Annotated in this window: 18 protein-coding genes and 1 pseudogene; 16 read left to right on the forward strand and 3 right to left on the reverse strand. The window is 50.1% G+C overall.

Features of this window, described 5'->3' with window-relative positions; genetic code table 11:
- Positions 1-48 precede the first annotated feature (48 nt).
- Positions 49-327, forward strand: coding sequence for a hypothetical protein (locus tag FNU79_RS17715; protein WP_143722125.1), 279 nt, complete (start codon positions 49-51; stop codon positions 325-327).
- A 44-nt stretch (positions 328-371) separates the two neighbouring features.
- Here FNU79_RS17715 and FNU79_RS17720 read toward each other — a convergent pair whose 3' ends face one another.
- A complete protein-coding gene (locus FNU79_RS17720; protein ID WP_143722126.1) occupies positions 372-869 on the reverse strand; it encodes a trypco2 family protein in 498 nt (165 codons plus the stop codon).
- Positions 870-1,197: 328 nt separating this feature from the next.
- On the opposite strand from FNU79_RS17720, the gene FNU79_RS17725 reads away from it, so the two are divergent.
- Entirely contained in the window at positions 1,198-2,220 is a 1,023-nt protein-coding gene (locus FNU79_RS17725; RefSeq protein ID WP_143722127.1) for a hypothetical protein, read from the forward strand.
- A 16-nt stretch (positions 2,221-2,236) separates the two neighbouring features.
- On the opposite strand, the gene FNU79_RS17730 is transcribed toward FNU79_RS17725, so the two are convergent.
- Entirely contained in the window at positions 2,237-3,283 is a 1,047-nt protein-coding gene (locus FNU79_RS17730) for an HNH endonuclease family protein (RefSeq protein WP_185974801.1), read from the reverse strand.
- Between the two features lie 366 nt (positions 3,284-3,649).
- Here FNU79_RS17730 and FNU79_RS17735 point away from each other — a divergent pair, with 366 nt between their 5' ends.
- The 12 genes and pseudogenes from FNU79_RS17735 to FNU79_RS17795 all read left to right on the forward strand — a co-directional run bounded on the left by FNU79_RS17735 (position 3,650) and on the right by FNU79_RS17795 (position 12,760).
- Positions 3,650-4,135, forward strand: a complete 486-nt coding sequence (locus FNU79_RS17735) for a hypothetical protein (RefSeq protein ID WP_143722129.1) — start codon at positions 3,650-3,652, stop codon at positions 4,133-4,135.
- A 150-nt stretch (positions 4,136-4,285) separates the two neighbouring features.
- Complete coding sequence (locus FNU79_RS17740) at positions 4,286-4,684, forward strand: hypothetical protein (protein ID WP_143722130.1); 399 nt, start codon at positions 4,286-4,288, stop codon at positions 4,682-4,684.
- A 270-nt stretch (positions 4,685-4,954) separates the two neighbouring features.
- On the forward strand, positions 4,955-5,545 hold the full coding sequence (locus FNU79_RS17745; RefSeq protein WP_143722131.1) for a hypothetical protein: 591 nt from the start codon (positions 4,955-4,957) through the stop codon (positions 5,543-5,545).
- Positions 5,529-6,155 carry a relaxase/mobilization nuclease domain-containing protein gene (locus tag FNU79_RS17750; RefSeq protein ID WP_143722132.1) on the forward strand — a complete coding sequence of 209 codons (627 nt, stop codon included), beginning with the start codon at positions 5,529-5,531 and terminating at the stop codon, positions 6,153-6,155. Before FNU79_RS17745 ends, FNU79_RS17750 begins: the two co-directional genes overlap by 17 nt.
- Before the next feature lie 2 nt (positions 6,156-6,157).
- Entirely contained in the window at positions 6,158-6,649 is a 492-nt protein-coding gene (locus tag FNU79_RS17755; RefSeq protein WP_143722133.1) for a hypothetical protein, read from the forward strand.
- A gap of 10 nt (positions 6,650-6,659) precedes the next feature.
- Positions 6,660-8,234 (forward strand): type IV secretory system conjugative DNA transfer family protein, encoded by a 1,575-nt coding sequence (locus tag FNU79_RS17760; protein ID WP_143722134.1) that lies wholly within the window; start codon positions 6,660-6,662, stop codon positions 8,232-8,234.
- Positions 8,231-8,815, forward strand: coding sequence for a hypothetical protein (locus FNU79_RS17765; protein WP_143722135.1), 585 nt, complete (start codon positions 8,231-8,233; stop codon positions 8,813-8,815). The genes FNU79_RS17760 and FNU79_RS17765 overlap by 4 nt, the downstream gene beginning before the upstream one ends.
- Positions 8,816-9,040: 225 nt before the next feature.
- Positions 9,041-9,955, forward strand: a complete 915-nt coding sequence (locus FNU79_RS17770; protein WP_143722136.1) for a nucleotidyltransferase family protein — start codon at positions 9,041-9,043, stop codon at positions 9,953-9,955.
- Positions 9,956-9,978: 23 nt separating this feature from the next.
- Positions 9,979-10,632 (forward strand): Cap15 family cyclic dinucleotide receptor domain-containing protein, encoded by a 654-nt coding sequence (locus tag FNU79_RS17775; RefSeq protein WP_143722137.1) that lies wholly within the window; start codon positions 9,979-9,981, stop codon positions 10,630-10,632.
- 195 nt (positions 10,633-10,827) lie between these two features.
- Positions 10,828-11,163: pseudogene (locus tag FNU79_RS17780) on the forward strand (DUF3768 domain-containing protein).
- A gap of 300 nt (positions 11,164-11,463) precedes the next feature.
- Complete coding sequence (locus FNU79_RS17790) at positions 11,464-11,715, forward strand: helix-turn-helix domain-containing protein (RefSeq protein WP_143722139.1); 252 nt, start codon at positions 11,464-11,466, stop codon at positions 11,713-11,715.
- Positions 11,705-12,760, forward strand: coding sequence for a restriction endonuclease (locus FNU79_RS17795; protein ID WP_143722140.1), 1,056 nt, complete (start codon positions 11,705-11,707; stop codon positions 12,758-12,760). The genes FNU79_RS17790 and FNU79_RS17795 overlap by 11 nt, the downstream gene beginning before the upstream one ends.
- Here FNU79_RS17795 and FNU79_RS17800 read toward each other — a convergent pair.
- Positions 12,734-14,461, reverse strand: a complete 1,728-nt coding sequence (locus tag FNU79_RS17800) for an Eco57I restriction-modification methylase domain-containing protein (protein WP_143722141.1) — start codon at positions 14,459-14,461, stop codon at positions 12,734-12,736. The genes FNU79_RS17795 and FNU79_RS17800 overlap by 27 nt on opposite strands.
- Before the next feature lie 272 nt (positions 14,462-14,733).
- On the opposite strand from FNU79_RS17800, the gene FNU79_RS17805 reads away from it, so the two are divergent.
- Both FNU79_RS17805 and FNU79_RS17810 read left to right on the forward strand, forming a co-directional pair.
- Positions 14,734-15,327 (forward strand): tyrosine-type recombinase/integrase, encoded by a 594-nt coding sequence (locus tag FNU79_RS17805; RefSeq protein WP_143722142.1) that lies wholly within the window; start codon positions 14,734-14,736, stop codon positions 15,325-15,327.
- A 96-nt stretch (positions 15,328-15,423) separates the two neighbouring features.
- The gene (locus FNU79_RS17810; protein ID WP_143722143.1) at positions 15,424-16,125 is read left to right on the forward strand and encodes an AAA family ATPase; all 702 of its coding nucleotides are present in this window, start codon (positions 15,424-15,426) and stop codon (positions 16,123-16,125) included.
- Positions 16,126-16,177: the final 52 nt, after the last annotated feature.

Here is a 16,177-nt window from a genome sequence, read left to right on the forward strand (position 1 = left end):
TAAGGTTAGAAGTAACGTTAAAAGTGACGTTAAGGTTAAGGGTTGAGTATGGCGCTTTCACGACCACCAGAGCGGAAAACCGTGACTATCAACTCATCCAAGTTAACCAACGAGCGGGATATTAGAGACTTTATCAGCAAAGGCGGCACCGTCCCAGGCGACCATGACGCTGACCAGGACGAGGCGAAGAAAGTACAGTTACGGCTTTATCCAGTCACCATTAGTGATATTGACGCGGCCCGCGAGAAACGGAAGAAGGGCAAAAAGCTTTCCCGTCACGCCTGGATTCTGGCTGCGATTGAAGAGAAGCTAGTGCGCGACGGCTAGCGGTGATAGTCGCGCTGATCTCGCTGTAAGAATGTAGTCAAGTCTCAACTCAAAGGCGCGAGGGTGAGCGTCACTGTATGCATCCTTTCTGTATTTACTGATCCACCAAAATTTCCTATTGCCAAATTACCTTCTTCATCGACACTGACCTCAAAGACCAGCTTACCGCCGCGAGATTGATAGGGAAGCAAACCAGAGAGCTGCGCCCACTCTGCCGCGCCGATGCGGAGCGCGTCCAGTCCAGTGATCAGTGCATATTCCATGTCATTCACAGCTTTCGTGAAACTGGCTTGGTGAGTTTTGCGTTCCCAAGAGAGCGAAAGCGTTTGTGTTTGAGCGTTACTGTAATTGCCTTCTAGCGTGATGAGCTTCCATTCAACGCCACCCTTTACTGCTTCGCCCAGTACGGTTTTTAGCTCAATATCTATCTGCTGGACGATCAGCACATTATTATTACTGTCGTTCTCCCGTTCGAAATCTTGGGCAATGGTTTTTTGAACTGACCCTACAAACTCCAGCACCGATACTGCGCTATTGGACATGGGTATGCTCCTCCGGTGGCCTTGACTGTCAGAAGCCATGCCGCAGACCAAGGGGCACAGCCAGGCAACGCATGGGAGTGTGAAGCTTCCCAGTGAGCAGGGTCCTTAGGTACATACACCTTACACAAATCGGCGTGACCGCGTCGATGGGCAGACGGGCCAACTCTGCATGGTCAAGATGATGAATGCGCTAACCTAAACTCAGCAGTCTCACGGCAAAAGCGAACGTCACCCACTCCCGCAAAAGAAAAGGTGACGTTCAAGCAGCCAGGGGCGACCCTGAGCCACTAGTTTAACCTCTAGCGGCCAGGGTACAAGGGGCAATAGCTTGCACTCTCTCCTCACCGAAGTTTTAGACCGCGCCCGCGCCGCCGTCCTGAGCAACGCCGCTCAGCTTCCCACTGCGCCTCAGCAGCTCACCAAATGGCAAACTCAGACTCGCACTGAGAACGCCGCCCGCGCCGCGCCGCTGCTCTCTTTACGACCTACAGAGCCGCCGCCGCCGCGAATGCTGGCGAGTTATCCCGACGCGACCACCGTGCAGGCTGAGCGCACGCTGACGAAGGGACAAGCCCGCTTGTGGGTCATCCTGCACCGCCTGGCTGTGGACGTGGGTAGGGAGCGCGGCTACACTGCCACGCCTCACCACGTCGCCTACCACTGCCCCGCATTGACCATTGCCGGGGCGCTGGGCTACACCGACCGACACATTCGCACCCTCGCAGCTGGCCTTGAGAGAGCTGGCTTGTTGGACTGCGGCGGCCACGCGCAACAGATCGGAGCGCGGAGCCTGTACGACGGGACGTTGTGGGGCGTGCTGACCGTGGCCAGCTCAGAGCCACCGCGCCTGCGGGCCGAGGACTGGCGGCATAATTGGCGACCCGACTTTGGGGATGATGTGGTCGGCAAAACCGGAGCCGCCGCCGAGACTTCCGAACTACTTTCTAAGAGCGCGGAACCTGAAGAGCACTACAGGGCCGCAAAACGCCGTGCCGCTGCTCCAAGCGCTTCAAGCGCCCCGCTATGTCCCAGTTCGGAACAAGTCAACCCGGCAAGCTTTCGAGGCGTCATAGACGGCATTGCGGCGCTCTGGCGGCTGCACAGCAGTAAGCGCCCACGAGCGGTTGGAGCGCTGGCCTCACAGATCGCCGGGGCGTTGGCTGAGCCGGAGCGTCGCCGCTACTGGTGCCAAGTGCTTTGGCAAGCGCTCACCGCCCAGGACGCAGGCGCAATAGGTGGACTCAGCGCCCTCACCGCCCAATTCGACCGCCTCGCGGTTGATCTGCGCGAGAACGCGCCGTGGAAGTCGCCAGGGGCCATCCTTGCGGCCCGTTGGAAGGGGGCACAATGAACGGAATCGGCCAAATTTAGAAGACCGCTTCAAGCTCTAGTGGCCCTAACCAGCGTCGAGATCGATGTGTCAACGCGTACAACTCAATTTCTATCAGGAAATGCCAGCGCTGAGCTTCCGTGCTTCCTGTGTCCTGGATTAACGTATCTCGCAGCGGATGATGGCTGTCGATTAGGTAGGTGTTCCGGCGGTGAAGGCGCTCTAAGAAGTGCCTTAGTGGAACCGCGTCCCACTTTCCAGATTCACCTCCGTTGCAAGAGGGGCAAGCTAGTACCAGATTCCAGACTCGGTTGAGATCTACTTGCGGGATCTGAAAACCGACGATCCAGGGGAAGAAGTGATCAACGTGGCAATTTTGACCACTGGTCGTGTCCATAGGCTGGAAGCAGTAGAAGCAGCAGCTTTTCTGGTAGCCGCTGAGGGCTGGCCGGAGGTGAGTGAGACTCTTCCGCGATTGATTGTGCCAAGGCAGCAGCACCAGGTCTTGGCTGTCATGGCCGACAACAATAGGTCGTGAGGCGGGTACTCCGAGATGTTTTTGAGTCCAGGCGTGTTCGACTAGATTCCAGCGTGCCTCAATTTCTTCCGCCAACTGCCGCTGCTCCAATTCGGTCAAGCGAAGCAGCTCGTCAGTCAGGGTGAGTGTGCGCCTCTTTTGTTTCGACCGCGAATAGAATTTCACGCTGCTCTCGCCTTTGGGGAGCCAGTGGAAGAGGTCGAGCACATAGCGGAAGGCGTGTTTGACAGTCAGGTCATCCAGCAAGTCGGCATCAAGCTGCCCGTTGAGATGGGCGATACCAGCTTTCAGAAAGAGACCATTGGTCATTGTGCTTTGCGCTTGACCACCCTTGAGATGCAGCAGGATGTGGTGGACGAAGAAAGGGGCCAGCTCCGGCAAAGTCACGCTTGAACGGCCCAACTGCGCCAGATCCAAGAGAGCGCGGCCAAGGGCAAACTTGTAGGAAGCCGTGTTGGGGCCGAACAAGATGATGCTCCGAAAATAGGTGGCGTCATCGGGTGCAGCACGGATGAACTCGCTATAGCCTCCAGTCGGTTCCGGCACATTCCCAACATACATCCAGGGCGAAAGTTCTAGAAGCGTTCAGAGCCGCCTTTCTGGGCCGTCACCAGTGATATCCAAAAGGAAGCCCACCGCCTCGCGAGCATCAGCCCCGCCTCCTTCTTGGCGATAACATCAAGGTGCTGCGTGGAGAAATCACCACCGAGTTTGTAAACTGTTTGTCTTGATCCACAATGTAAAAAATTCGCTCGCTAGCGGCAGCAAAAATGGAGTATAAATAGCTTGTTTTTAAGCAAGTGTTCGAGCAAACGACGTATCTATTCTGTGATCTGTTTTACGACGGTTTTACTTATATGAGTGTGCCAAAACCATCTGGAAGATCGAGCGAACTACGGAGACTGGAGAAGAATGACGCAAGGTATTAGGCAAGTCGAGCGACGGATCGAAAATGAAGAGTTGCAGGAAATGCGACTGAGAAATGCCAAAGACCGCGTGCTGGAGATGCGCACACGTGATATCCTAAACGCTGTTCAATCGCGTAGAGAGGTCATTACTACACATCACGACGACCCACGTTATGAAGATTTTTTCAGTATGTTAGATGATCGATGTAAAAGAATTTTCGAGCCGTTTCTCAGGCGTCTCTGCGCAATTCAGCAAGCAGATGAATTGACACGTTTTGAGGCTGAGGAAATGCGGAAGCGTCGGGAGTATGACGAAGAGTTGAAGACGCGTTACAAAAATGAATATGCTGCCATTATGGTGCAGATCGAGCACACTGAGGGCAGATATACCGCTACCCGTACCCGCGATGGGCAACGTCTACAGGGAGCGGGCAGCACGATGTCTGAGGCGGTGCTGAGCCTCGCGGACCAGGAGGGCGACTTTAGCTAAATCCCTGGTGGCGGACCCGCAGCGTTTTGAACTTGCACGTACTCGTGCAGAGGATTGCAGTAGTGCAAAAAACGCACTACTGCAATCCTCTGCACTGCGCCGCGCTTGAAAATTTTGACTATATGTCATGGCACTTTTTGGAGGTCAACTATGAAACTTTTAAGACTGTCAGAACAGATGAGTAAAGCGAAAGATCCGGCGAAATATTACCGTGCATTTGAAGCGGCAGTGGTGAGGAATGAGATTGTAGGAGTAGTAGAGTTATCAGAACGTGCTCGTATCCCGGCAAGAAAGAAAGGCGGTAAAGCGCGTGAGGTATCAGACTACGCTATAATGCCCTCAGAAGCGTTCAATGCATGGAATGAGCATGCATTATTGCTCGCTACAAGCTCTACAAACGTACCGAGTTTCAATGCCCTGCAAAGCGGTGTTATCAATTTTGAAGAGGCAGAGCGAGCAACGCGGAAAATGTTGGAAAAAAAGGCACAACGTGCAGCAGCACTCGTGGCAGAACGTAAGGCGAAATTGAGCAGAACGCAGCAGAAGTAGAAAAAGCAGATAGCACCTCGTGCACGGGATGAATTCTTATCCCGTGCACGATTTCTTTTGTAAGCGCGAGGTGGAAAAAAGAATATATGTCTCGGGGCGAGGCTAGAGAATTATGCTTACTTTCACTGCGTGGCAAGATAAGTGCTCAGGGATCGGTTTTGCTCCGCAAACCCTCAGCCCCGAGCACCTCTTGCCCTTCCAGGGGGGCATAAACGACTTTTTGGGATGCACGTAAATCGGAATTACCGATTGTGCCCATAGACTTATGTTGTGAAGCAGCAAGTTTCTCTGACTCTAGACGTGCGACTGGTGGCCGCGCTCGATGGTGTGGCCGCCACTGGCCAGGTCACCCGGAGCGAGATGCTCGAACAATTGCTAGGAGTGGGGATTGACGAGCATGCGAAACGCAAGGCGGCAGAACAGAAAGTTACGCTCTCGGTGAGGGTCACACCGACGACTGCACAACACCTCAAAAGCGTCGCAACGTCTCAGAAGACCAGCAAAAATGCGGCCATTGAGTACGTCATAGAGAGAGGTTTAGCGAGCCTAATCGACGAGAGCCAGACCGCCGCTCTTGGGGTGCTGTTTGATCGCCTGGAAGATGTGGCGCAGCAGGCACAGCAAGAACATAACCGACAGACGCACCGCCTCGCGCACCTCTTGAGTCGCACAACGCTAGAGGGAATAGCGACGCGCGAAATGATGACCGCTTTTCTGACACAGGTTCTCAAAATTGACGCGCGTCCGATCTCCGAAGCTGCCTGGACTACTGCTGTAGACAGATTGAGCAGCCCTTCTCCACAAATCCGGGAAACAATGCGGCAGATTTTGAAGGCGGTGACGCATGACGGCCAGCAATAGCCGCGAAAAATGCCGAACGCATCATCGTTACGGGCGGCATGGTGGAACGGCAAGAGTGAAGGGACGAGGACGGCATCAAGGTGTGACGACTGAACGTAAAACAGATGTGACGATGGCGGACAAATCGCGCTACAACGCCACTCGTTTCTCTAAAGAAAACTACGCGCTATACGACGCAGATGGAGAAGCAATTAGAGGCGGACATCAAGAGGCCTTTGCACAGACACGCGAGGCGGCAGATCACATTCAGGTAATGGCAAAGGGGCGCAATAAAGGTAGGGCTTACATCTATGACACTGAAATTTCTCCGGGCAACGGCAGGTTGAGTGATCAATCTGCACACCGCATAACTGCGGAGTACATCGAGGTGTTAAGGAGTCAGGGGCACCAGGTCGAAGGTGTGCAATATGTGATTCATCAAAATACACAGCACACGCACGTTCATCTGATGTTTGCGACGCAAAAAACTATTCAGAAATCTGATGATAGGTCGGCAAAGTACAAGTTGCGGGAGGTCGCAGACAGATTGAGAGACATTGACAAAAGTCTAGACACGATTAGAGAAGTTGTAGAAGTCCAACAGGATCACCTAAAGAGTCGAGGGGGTTGAGTATGAGTCAACATAAAATATTAAGATTTGTAGTTCCTATCGAAATTATTCTGGTCGTCGGCTATATTTTGAAGAATATTTATAATTCAGATACATCTCTTGCCAAATCTTCATCCTGGATTTTGATCTACGCTCTGTTTCATATCCTTTACTTAATTTTTACCAATTTTGCCATCTTCTTTCCTGACTATGGACGAAAAAATATCGGCAAGCCTGTGCGTAGATTGCCTCAAACACTCAAGACACTGATACCCCTTTACGGTGTACTGACGGTTCTATTTACGATTGATGCAGTATTGAATTTGAAACTAGCAAGTAATCCAATTACGCTTTTCCTCTCGTTCGCTGTCATGCCTTACATCATGAGTAGAAGTGTAAACAAACGATCCTTTGAAAACGTTTTGAGGATGGCGAATGCGACCAATGTGCCAGGTATTGCCGTACAAGGGCCGCAGAATGTTACCGACTACAGCAAAGCCGTGAGGCCCAAGTAAGGGGTGGATCATGTTTAAAAAGCCAACAACGGTTAATAGAATGTCACAGCCTGAAGACTTTAAAAACGCCTTTGTCGTCGGCACCGCAAATGTTCAATCCGATGGGAAACTGAAGTGGAAGATCGTGGCCATTTTTCCGAACGCGGGGAGTCTCAGGCAACATGGGAATATACTTGTAGTGGCTGGGCCAGGTGGAGGAAAAGGGAGAATAATCACGGTTAACCTGATAAGCTGGGGCCATTCCGCAATCGTGATCGATCTGAAAGGCGAGACGTATACAAAGACCGCAAATGCGCGTTATAAAGTTGACAATGGGAAAGGCAAAGTGGTGGTGTTAGATAGTAAGAATGGCACAGGTCACCGTTACAATCCACTTTCTGTAGTGAGTCGCGATCAGTGGTTTGATCTTGCTGCCGAATTAATCAGTGTGACGAATGGTGATCCTTTCTGGAGTAGCGTTGCCAACGACCTGTGGTTGGCGGCATGGTCGGCAGCACAACACGCAAGAAGACCTCATATGCCGTATGCCGTCGAGTTGATGAAATTAGACCTCTCAGATGCTATCTGCTACTTCATGTATTACCACAAAGACGATCCAGCGACGATGCAGCATCTACTCGACTTTCTTGGAACACGCCCAAATGAAGAGCAGATGGCAAAAATCAAAGGCGGGAACGCAAGTAGACTTCTCGAAAGTATGTGGAAGACAGTGAAAACTACCATGACTATTTTCAACGACACTATTCTTTTGAATTTAATGAGCGGTCATGATGTTGACGTTGAGGGAATGTTCTACAACGGAGGCATCACTACAATTTATGTAATCGTGGACGAAACGAAGCCTCGCGTTTTTGCCGCTTTTGGACGCCTAATCATGAAGACACTGGGTGACGCTCTCATTCGAGAAGGTGACAAGCAGAATGTGGTACGTCGTCCCATCCTCATGCTCTTTGATGAGTTCGGGCGTGTACGTCTCAATGACGTTTTTGATTGGCTAGACACTTTGCGAAGCCGCGACATCGTTTTGTGTATTTTTTTGCAGAAATTGAGCCAGTTTGCACCAAAAAATGGCAAGGAGTTCGATGAAAGTGATGAAAACAGTTTTCATCATTGGATTCTTTTTGCGCCAAATAATCCTTCTGGACGTATAGGGAAACTGATCAGTGGCATGTCAGGACAGACCACTGTTAGAGCAGATGGTGGAGTGGGGCGTAGTGTCAACATGGACGGCGATATCACGACGAGCCGCAACGTCAGTTTCGCCCGGCGTGCAGTTGTCGAGCAGGAGGACTACGAAACGTGGGGTGCTGATCAGGCATATGTCACGCTGCGGCAACTGCGAACCGAAAAGTACGTGGTCACCTCGGCCAACACAGATAATTTGGGTTGGGCGTTGCCCCCCGAAGCACAGCCACTTCCCCGCCTCTCTTCCTATGTGTCCCCCTTGATGCCTCTACCGTCTGAGATCGATGCGGCCACCTGGACTGCTGCACAACAGATCGTGGAGGAGGCTGGAGGGGATGACGCCGTGAGTAACGCCATGCGTGCGGCTCTCGGTGGTCTGGGTATGGCGGTGACGGTATGAGTGCAATGATGAGCAACATATTTCATAGACTCAAGCTGCGCCGCCAGACAGTAGACGAGCGTGCCGCCATGTTGCGTACTGGTGATGAGTATCGTCATGCCCACCGCGCTGCCAAGCTACTGGCGGCGTCGTGGTGGGTGCTTGCCTCGGTTCTCGTCTTTACGGTGGCTTGGGGAGCCGTGCAGACCGTGCGAAGCGTCTACGCTTACACAGACATCTTGACGCCCCGCAGTGCAGCGCTTTACAGGGAGATGCGTGATCGCCCGGACGCAACTTTGACAGCATCCCGAGCGGTTGACCTGGTGCCAGTCGATTGGGGTTCACAGACTGTCGATTACGCCTTGCAGTGCCGCAAGCGCCCTATCTGTACAGATCAGGCACGTATGGCCTTTACGTATTGGTGGAACCGTCTGCCTGACCTGGTACGGATACGGCAACTGGTCACAGGGTTCTTTGGTGGACTCGTATTCTTGTCAGTTTTTGTTTTTGTGTCGCAAGGTGATATTCGGCGTTGGGAGCAAGATGAGATCAACTTTCTAGGCCGTCAAGAACGCAATGCCAGAAAAGCGGCGCGAGGATAGAAAAAGACAACTTCAAATTCGGTAGAGCGGCTGATGCTTTTTCTAGGTAAGCTGGATCAGACCGTCACCATCACCGTGAGTAGTGACGAGCTACTCGCCGAGCAAATCACCGTCAGCGGTAAGTGACTCGCCCAGCACGAATTACGGTGCTTCAAGAGCTATGAGTATAATAGAGAAGACTTTGCATGACTCGTACAACTAGCGTCTGGATGACTCGGAGGAATTTTGTCGTTATCTGAAGCAAAATTGATAAGTTGGACAAAGCCATCAAGCGATCACGAAGAGAGTATGTGTGACCGCTCTGCTAGGATGATTGAATCAGCTCTTTGGAACTACGCACCTTTAGAGCAACGAGAATACATAGTTATCTCCCAAGGTTCTTATCACAATAATACCAATGTAAGATTATCTAGCGACGTGGATGTTTGCATCGCTTTTACCGATGTTATTCAAAGCAGTTATCATTATACGCCGGATTGGAACAGCCAAAGAATGGGATTTACACGCTCAGATAGGCTATTTTCGGATGATCGTGAGCTCATAAGAAAAGCTCTTATACAAACTTTCGGAGCCAATGGAATTAGGTCGGGTGGAAAGGCATTTGAGATACTAGCGAACCAAGGAACGCGAGTTAACGCCGATGCTGTGCCTGCATGGCGTTTTGCAGGCTGGTCGCCATCTGCCAGCGGTGATCGCCCAAGTAGGCGAGAAGGTGTTACTTTTTGGACGACGGAGGGAAAGCAGGTAATCAATTTCCCTGAACAGCACTACACTAATGGAAAAAATAAGAACAACAGGACTGGAAGGGCTTTTAAGCGTGCTACTCGGATTTTAAAACGGATTCGTTACGATATGTTAGATAATGATGATCCAATTGCTGACGGTCTTGCATCATTCACTATAGAGAGTGCTATATACAATGTGCCGGATGACACTTTTGATCGTAATAGCTGGACTCAAGTTATGAGGGATGTTCTATATTATATGGATGTTGCACTATATAACGGCAGTGCTTCAAAAGAGTGGGTAGAGGTAAGTGGTATGAAGTGGATGTTCAAAGATAATTACGGAATTCCTTCTAATTGGTCAGTAGCCAATCTACGTAAATTCACCCAAGCTGCTCGCGAATTGATAGGCTAATGTTATCGGATTCTACTAGAGATTTGATTTTGAAACTCCTTGGGGGAGTTTTAACTGTCTTTTTCTCCATTATATTTTCGCTTCAGCCTGGCTGTAATTTACTACATCTTTCATTCTGTGCTGATCTAAAGCCTAAGGCTGAGACATTTAACTTAGTAGGACCGATTTTTGCTGCGGTGCTTTATGCATTTAACCGTTGGTTCTGGCGCATGAAAATAGGCAGATGGATAGGTTGGAAGTCGCCAGACATTCAGGGAACGTGGCGCGGAGAGCTTGAACTTTTGCGACATCTGCCTGGTATCCGTAAACCTAACGCCCCTATCCCTATCGTTTTAGTTGTAAGGCAAGAGGCATTTCGGATACGCCTTACCCTCTATACAGCCGAGAGTAATTCATCTTCTTTGGCGGCAGATTTCACTAAAATCGACGACGAAAATGAATTAGTTTATTCGTATCGAAATGAGTCTGATCCTCGCCACAGGCTGCAAAGCCCGATTCATATTGGGACAGCTGTTTTTAAAATGTTGTCACTCAAGCCAGCTTCACTAATAGGCGAATACTATACGGATCGTCTTACTGCTGGACGTATGAGCTTGACAGAACACACATCAGATTTAGCCGTCAGTTTTAATGATGCTTCACAATTAACCTTTAAACTACGGCCAGTAATTCGGTAAGACTCATTTCTCTATGATGAATATTTGGCATCGAGGGTGACGGATTCTCCCCAGGCTGTTTTCAGCGCCGGACAGGTCGCAGAACGCGCCCCGCTATCAATCAGGCTGCCCGCTTAAACGTGTGGCCTATGACAGCGGGGCTTTGGACGTTCTGCCCTGGGCTTTCTGCTGACAACAACCAATGGAGAGCATCCGATGACCACCCCCAACACCAAGCGCATAGCGGAATTAAACGAGCTTTGCCGCCGCGCTCCCGGCCTTGCCGGACGGCTTTATCTCACCGAAGGCGTAGCGGCCTTACCAGCCTGTGACCAATCAGCCATCTGTGAGAAGGCGCAACGGTTCGAGAATTTCACCCCGGACAACGACCCTTACGGCGAGCACGATTTCGGCGCTTTGACCCATAGCGGGGAGAAAATCTTCTAGAAGATCGACTATTACGCCACGGATCTGGAGCAAGGCAGCGAAGACACCGCCGACCCCATGCAGACCGTGCGGGTGCTGACCATCATGCTTGCCGAGGAATATTAGGCAACGGGCCGCCTTGGTCGGGGCGGCCCTCTCCTACCTGCTCAGCCCTGAGCCTGCCGAATGGTAGCAACAGGCAGGTAAAGCTGTAAAGCCGGTTGCCTGCCCCGCTCAGAGGCTGAAAGCCATAGCGCTCACAGCAGTAGTAACCCTATGCCGAGTGTCCATGTCCAGGTGATCTTATAGGCCGCCTGGACGTGGATATTGCGCGTATCTCTACGGCCAAGCTACTCATAGTCTGTAGACTCAAAGTCTTCTAACCCAATAATATAAATTACTTTAAATCAAAGACTATTGGAAAACATGCCAAGGAAAGAGCTCCGTAAGCCTAGCCAATATCTTGTCGATATCTTGTCGAGAAATATTTTCACTTTACGACAGGAGCGTCACTTGTCTCAGGAAGAATTGGCTGAAGTTTGCGGCTTACATCGTACTTATGTGGGTTCGGTTGAGCGTGGCGAACGCAATATCACGCTGAGTTCACTAGAGAGCTTTGCTCAAGCTTTAGGGGTAACAGTCCCAGAGCTTTTAACGGAAATAAAAAATGACGATTGACTCATTAACTGAGGCACAAAGATTCCCAGTAGCTATTAGCAAGAGCAACTTAACGATATACGATAGTGTGACAATAGGTGATCCCGAACTTTGGATACCTATTTCAGAATTAGAGCTTTTGCTTGATGATGGGCTTCGAGGCGTCTCTCTTGCCGGTTTTGCAATTAGAACCCGATCTAAAATCGTTAAGGAGCATATCTGTCGAATTCTAGGCTACCCCATGCCCAAATCATTTATAAAGACGCAGCCTCGATTTCCGGGTCAAGAATTCGATGTTTATGTGCAAAAATCAAACAATTTGCAGATATGGAATGAAGAGATATCCCCCACAAGGCGCTACGTCATTGTAAGTGTGTCGGAAGACTATACGATTAGAAAAGTCAAAGTGATTACAGGGCAGATGTTGGCCCCGCTTGATACAACTGGCACTCTTACAAGTAAGTATCAAGCGAGCTGTATTCTCAGGGCCGAATCAACAGAACTGATAACTGCAAATGACACTGCTCCTATTAGCCCACTAGTGGATGACACTATACAGCCAGCGGATATTGACGCGCCTACTGATCACCCTACTAGAGGTAAACTTCTTTCAATTGGTTCCCTATATAAGATTCTCTCGCCGTTAGTCGGCCAGAGTTTTATTAACTTGGGTATAGACCAAGAAAGAAATAGAGGAGCTGAGCTTCATAAGCTGGTCTGTGAAGCGATTGGATATCCCAGATATCAGGACAACGGCCAATTTCCGGATATTCAACATCAGCTCCTGGAAGTCAAACTACAAACCTCTCCTACAATTGATTTAGGAGTCGTCCGGCCAAATGATTCAGCGCCCCTAGATGTACCTATGATCCAAGGGGTACAAGTAAGACACTGCGACGTAAGATATGCGGTTTTCTATGCCGAAATAGTTAATGACAGAGTAGTTATAACCCATTTCTTTCTGAGCACTGGTGAGTCGTTTTTCGAACGATTCCCTCAGTTCGGAGGGAAAGTCATGAATGCAAAGCTGCAACTCCCATTACCGAGTGGTTTCTTCGGAGTCTAATCCAAACGCTTGCCAGACCATTGTATCAATTTTAGCCTCTATAGCTTCTAATTCAGAAGAAGAAGATGTATTGTAAGCTACTTTGGCAAGAGCAGTAATCTCTTGTGCAATTAGGGAAGATGGATTGGGTAGAGGAAATTGCTCTACATATTGCGTAATGAATCTACGCCTGCCCGCATAAAGTTTATTATTAAAACGATGATCATAGAAGGCTTCTATGAAAGTTGAATTGGCTACAGCTGCTGCAAGCCACAGCAAATGCTCATCGGTTTTGTTCAACGGAGTTAGCCAATAGCAATCCCCATTGACAACTGTTCCCTCTAGATCAAGCCAGAATGTAGGTTTCTCTGAAATGTCCCGAAAGACGAGCTTTGGTGCAGCCCAAGCTTCTGGGTCCTGTGGGACCCATAGCTCATACCACTTTCTCCCCCCCTCAATAACATATGAGCGGTCTTCAAGCTTTTCCCGATGCCGTTCCAGATAAGCTTTTGTTTTGGGATAAAGGTCGAGATCGCTGGCCCGACGTTGGGCCTGCACCACTTCATGGGGATACAAGATAGCGGAAGATTTTTTTGAGTCCTTAGGACGAAATCGGCGGGAATTATGGTGTGTAGTTAAAGGCCGCAGCAGTTCTGGTTGATCTTCGGGGGCTCCCCAGTCACTGCGAATAAATATCTTATCGGCACAAGTTTTGACACCAACCCGAATCTTTCCAATGTCACGGAAAGCGCCCCATGTGTGAGATTTAACTATAGCTAACCATGCGTCACTCTTAGCCGTAGCAATACGCCAGAGGCTGTCTTTTCCGGTTGTATCTAGTAATCCATGTTCAACCTTAAAGTTACGGCCATCAGTAAGGCTAACTATCCCTTGCATAGCAAGGGCAGCAATAGGGCTGTCAGCCAGAGCCTGGCTTGTTTCCCTAGTTTCATAGATCGTACTAAAAAGGATCTCCGTTTTGCTCGTACTATCACTAATGCCTTCAGCTAAAATGACGGCGGGGAGTACGGCGGCATTAAATAGTTTGGTGTCCCCTAAATCCCATACATGGCGGAGTCTAAACTTTTCACGCAAAAGTTCTCTTAAAGAACCGCCTCCTTTAGTGGTCATGAAGCGATTAGATACAATAATTCCGGCCCTGCCTTTTGAATCTAATACCTGGGCAATACCAGCTAGAAAAACGTGATACAGATCAATTTTTCCGGATAGTCCAGAATTTTGAGACAGCTTTCTTGATTTATCTGCCCCCATTATTTGAGTTCTTACGTATGGTGGATTAGCAATTATAAGATCAAACTTTTTAGGGATAACGCTATCTGAAAATAGGCCTACCCTATCTTCATAGGTTGAAAATGCAAATTCTAAAAAGTCGGATGGATAAAGTCGGGTTTGTATGATGGGGAATGCCTGAGAAATTCTCGCTTTCGTTCTGTTAAGTGCTCTCGAATTTGTATCGAATCCATGGACTATGATCTTTGTAGTAAGAGGTACAGTCAGCTTTGACAGTAGGCTCAATAAGAGTTCACCTTCACCGGCAGCGGGATCAAGAATATGGATGGTTTTCCCAGGTGAGACTTGGAACTCTTCTACAATCTTTTCTGCTACAAAGTCTGCTAGTTCGATAGGAGTGTAAGTGGCTCCAGTAGACTTCTCCTCAGTTACTGAAGCGAAACGCTTTTCTAAAATATTGGGCTGTAACATTATTGTTCCTCAAGTCACAAAGGCGACGACATATCTAATGGCTACTCATAGTCATCTAATCGATGTAAAAAGTCAACAAGACCCTCTAGTATCCTCCATAGCCTCGGACGTAAATGCTCATATCGCTCGCCTCATAGAAGGAGTAGGTCTCAAGGTGGGCCGAGACACTATTCGGCATTCTGTATCAGTTCTGCCCAGGCCGGAGCCGCACAACGCGGTTAACCGGCCCTTCTTTGTCTCCATTCTGATACAAAACTGATACCTTCTGTCACATGGAATCCGAAGTCTTCACCCTGTTTGATGATCGAGGCCAGCGCCTCTATCTGACGCCCGAAGAGCGCCAGGTGTTCAAGGCCCAGGCCAGGGCGCAAGATGACCGCCTGGCCCGCACCTTCTGCTTATGCCTCACCTATACCGGCTGCCGCATCTCCGAAGCCCTGGAACTGACCCCGGCGCGGATTGACTGGCAGGAACAGGCGATCATCTTCCGTACCCTCAAAAAGCGAGGCCGCAAGAAAGAGACGACCTACCGCACTGTGCCGGTTCCCCTGGAATACATCGACGAGCTGAACTTGATTCACCACCTCACCGGCAAAGGCCACCTCTCCCCTACTGCCCTGCTTTGGCCCTGGAGCCGCATGACGGCCTGGCGACGAGTGAAGGGCGTCATGGAGCTAGCAGGCATCCAGGGGATACAAGCGACCCCTAAAGGGCTACGGCATGGCTTCGGAGTGGCCCACGCCTTACAGAAAACCCCCCTGCCCATCTTGCAGCGTTGGATGGGCCATAGCACCCCGACGACTACAGCCATATACATGCAGGCTCTGGGAGATGAGGCACGGCAGCTCGCCAAAGCGGTATGGTGAATAACGTTAGAAATAAGGTTGAAAATAACCTCATAAAAGACATTTTTTTTGACCTTGGAAATAACGTCATATTTAACGTCAAAGGAGGGCTAGTACATGCTGTATTTAGTGGGGGGGATTAAGGGTGGGAGCGGGAAAACCACTGTTGCTGTCAACCTAGCCGTAGGGCTGATGTTAGCGGGGCGGGACATTCTGCTTGTGGACGCCGACGACCAAGAGACGGCCACGGACTTTTGCGAATGGCGAAACCAGCGCACCGAGGGCAATGCAGGCTTTACCGCCATTCAGCTTTCTGGCCAAGCCGCCCGCAATGAGATTTTGCGACTGGCGGAGAAATATCAGGATGTGGTGATAGATACGGGCGGGCGAGATACCAACAGCCAACGCGCCGCCCTAACGGTCGCGGATGTCTATCTGGTGCCGTTCAATCCCCGTTCGTTTGATATATGGACGATCAGCAAGGTCTCTAAGTTGGTCGAGGAAGCCCAACACCTTAACCCCAACCTCAAAGCTTATGTCTTCTTGAATCGTGCAGATGCACGGGGGAGCGACAATGACGACGCCGCTGAGGCTCTAAAAGAAGTCACGGCGTTAACCTATCTGGATGTGTCACTTGGCAACCGTAAGGCCTACGCCAACGCCGCCACGCAGGGGATGGGCGTTATGGAATTGCAGCCGGAAGATAAGAAGGCGTCCGCCGAGTTCGCCGCTCTCTTCAACCTCATAATCGACTTTGAAAAAAACGTTGAATCTAAGGTTAGAAGTAACGTTAAAAGTGACGTTAAGGTTAAGGGTTGAGTATGGCGCTTTCACGACCACCAGAGCGGAAAACCGTGACTATCAACTCATC

It is taken from the genome of Deinococcus detaillensis (assembly GCF_007280555.1).
In the GTDB taxonomy this organism is placed as follows: Bacteria; Deinococcota; Deinococci; order Deinococcales; family Deinococcaceae; genus Deinococcus; species Deinococcus detaillensis.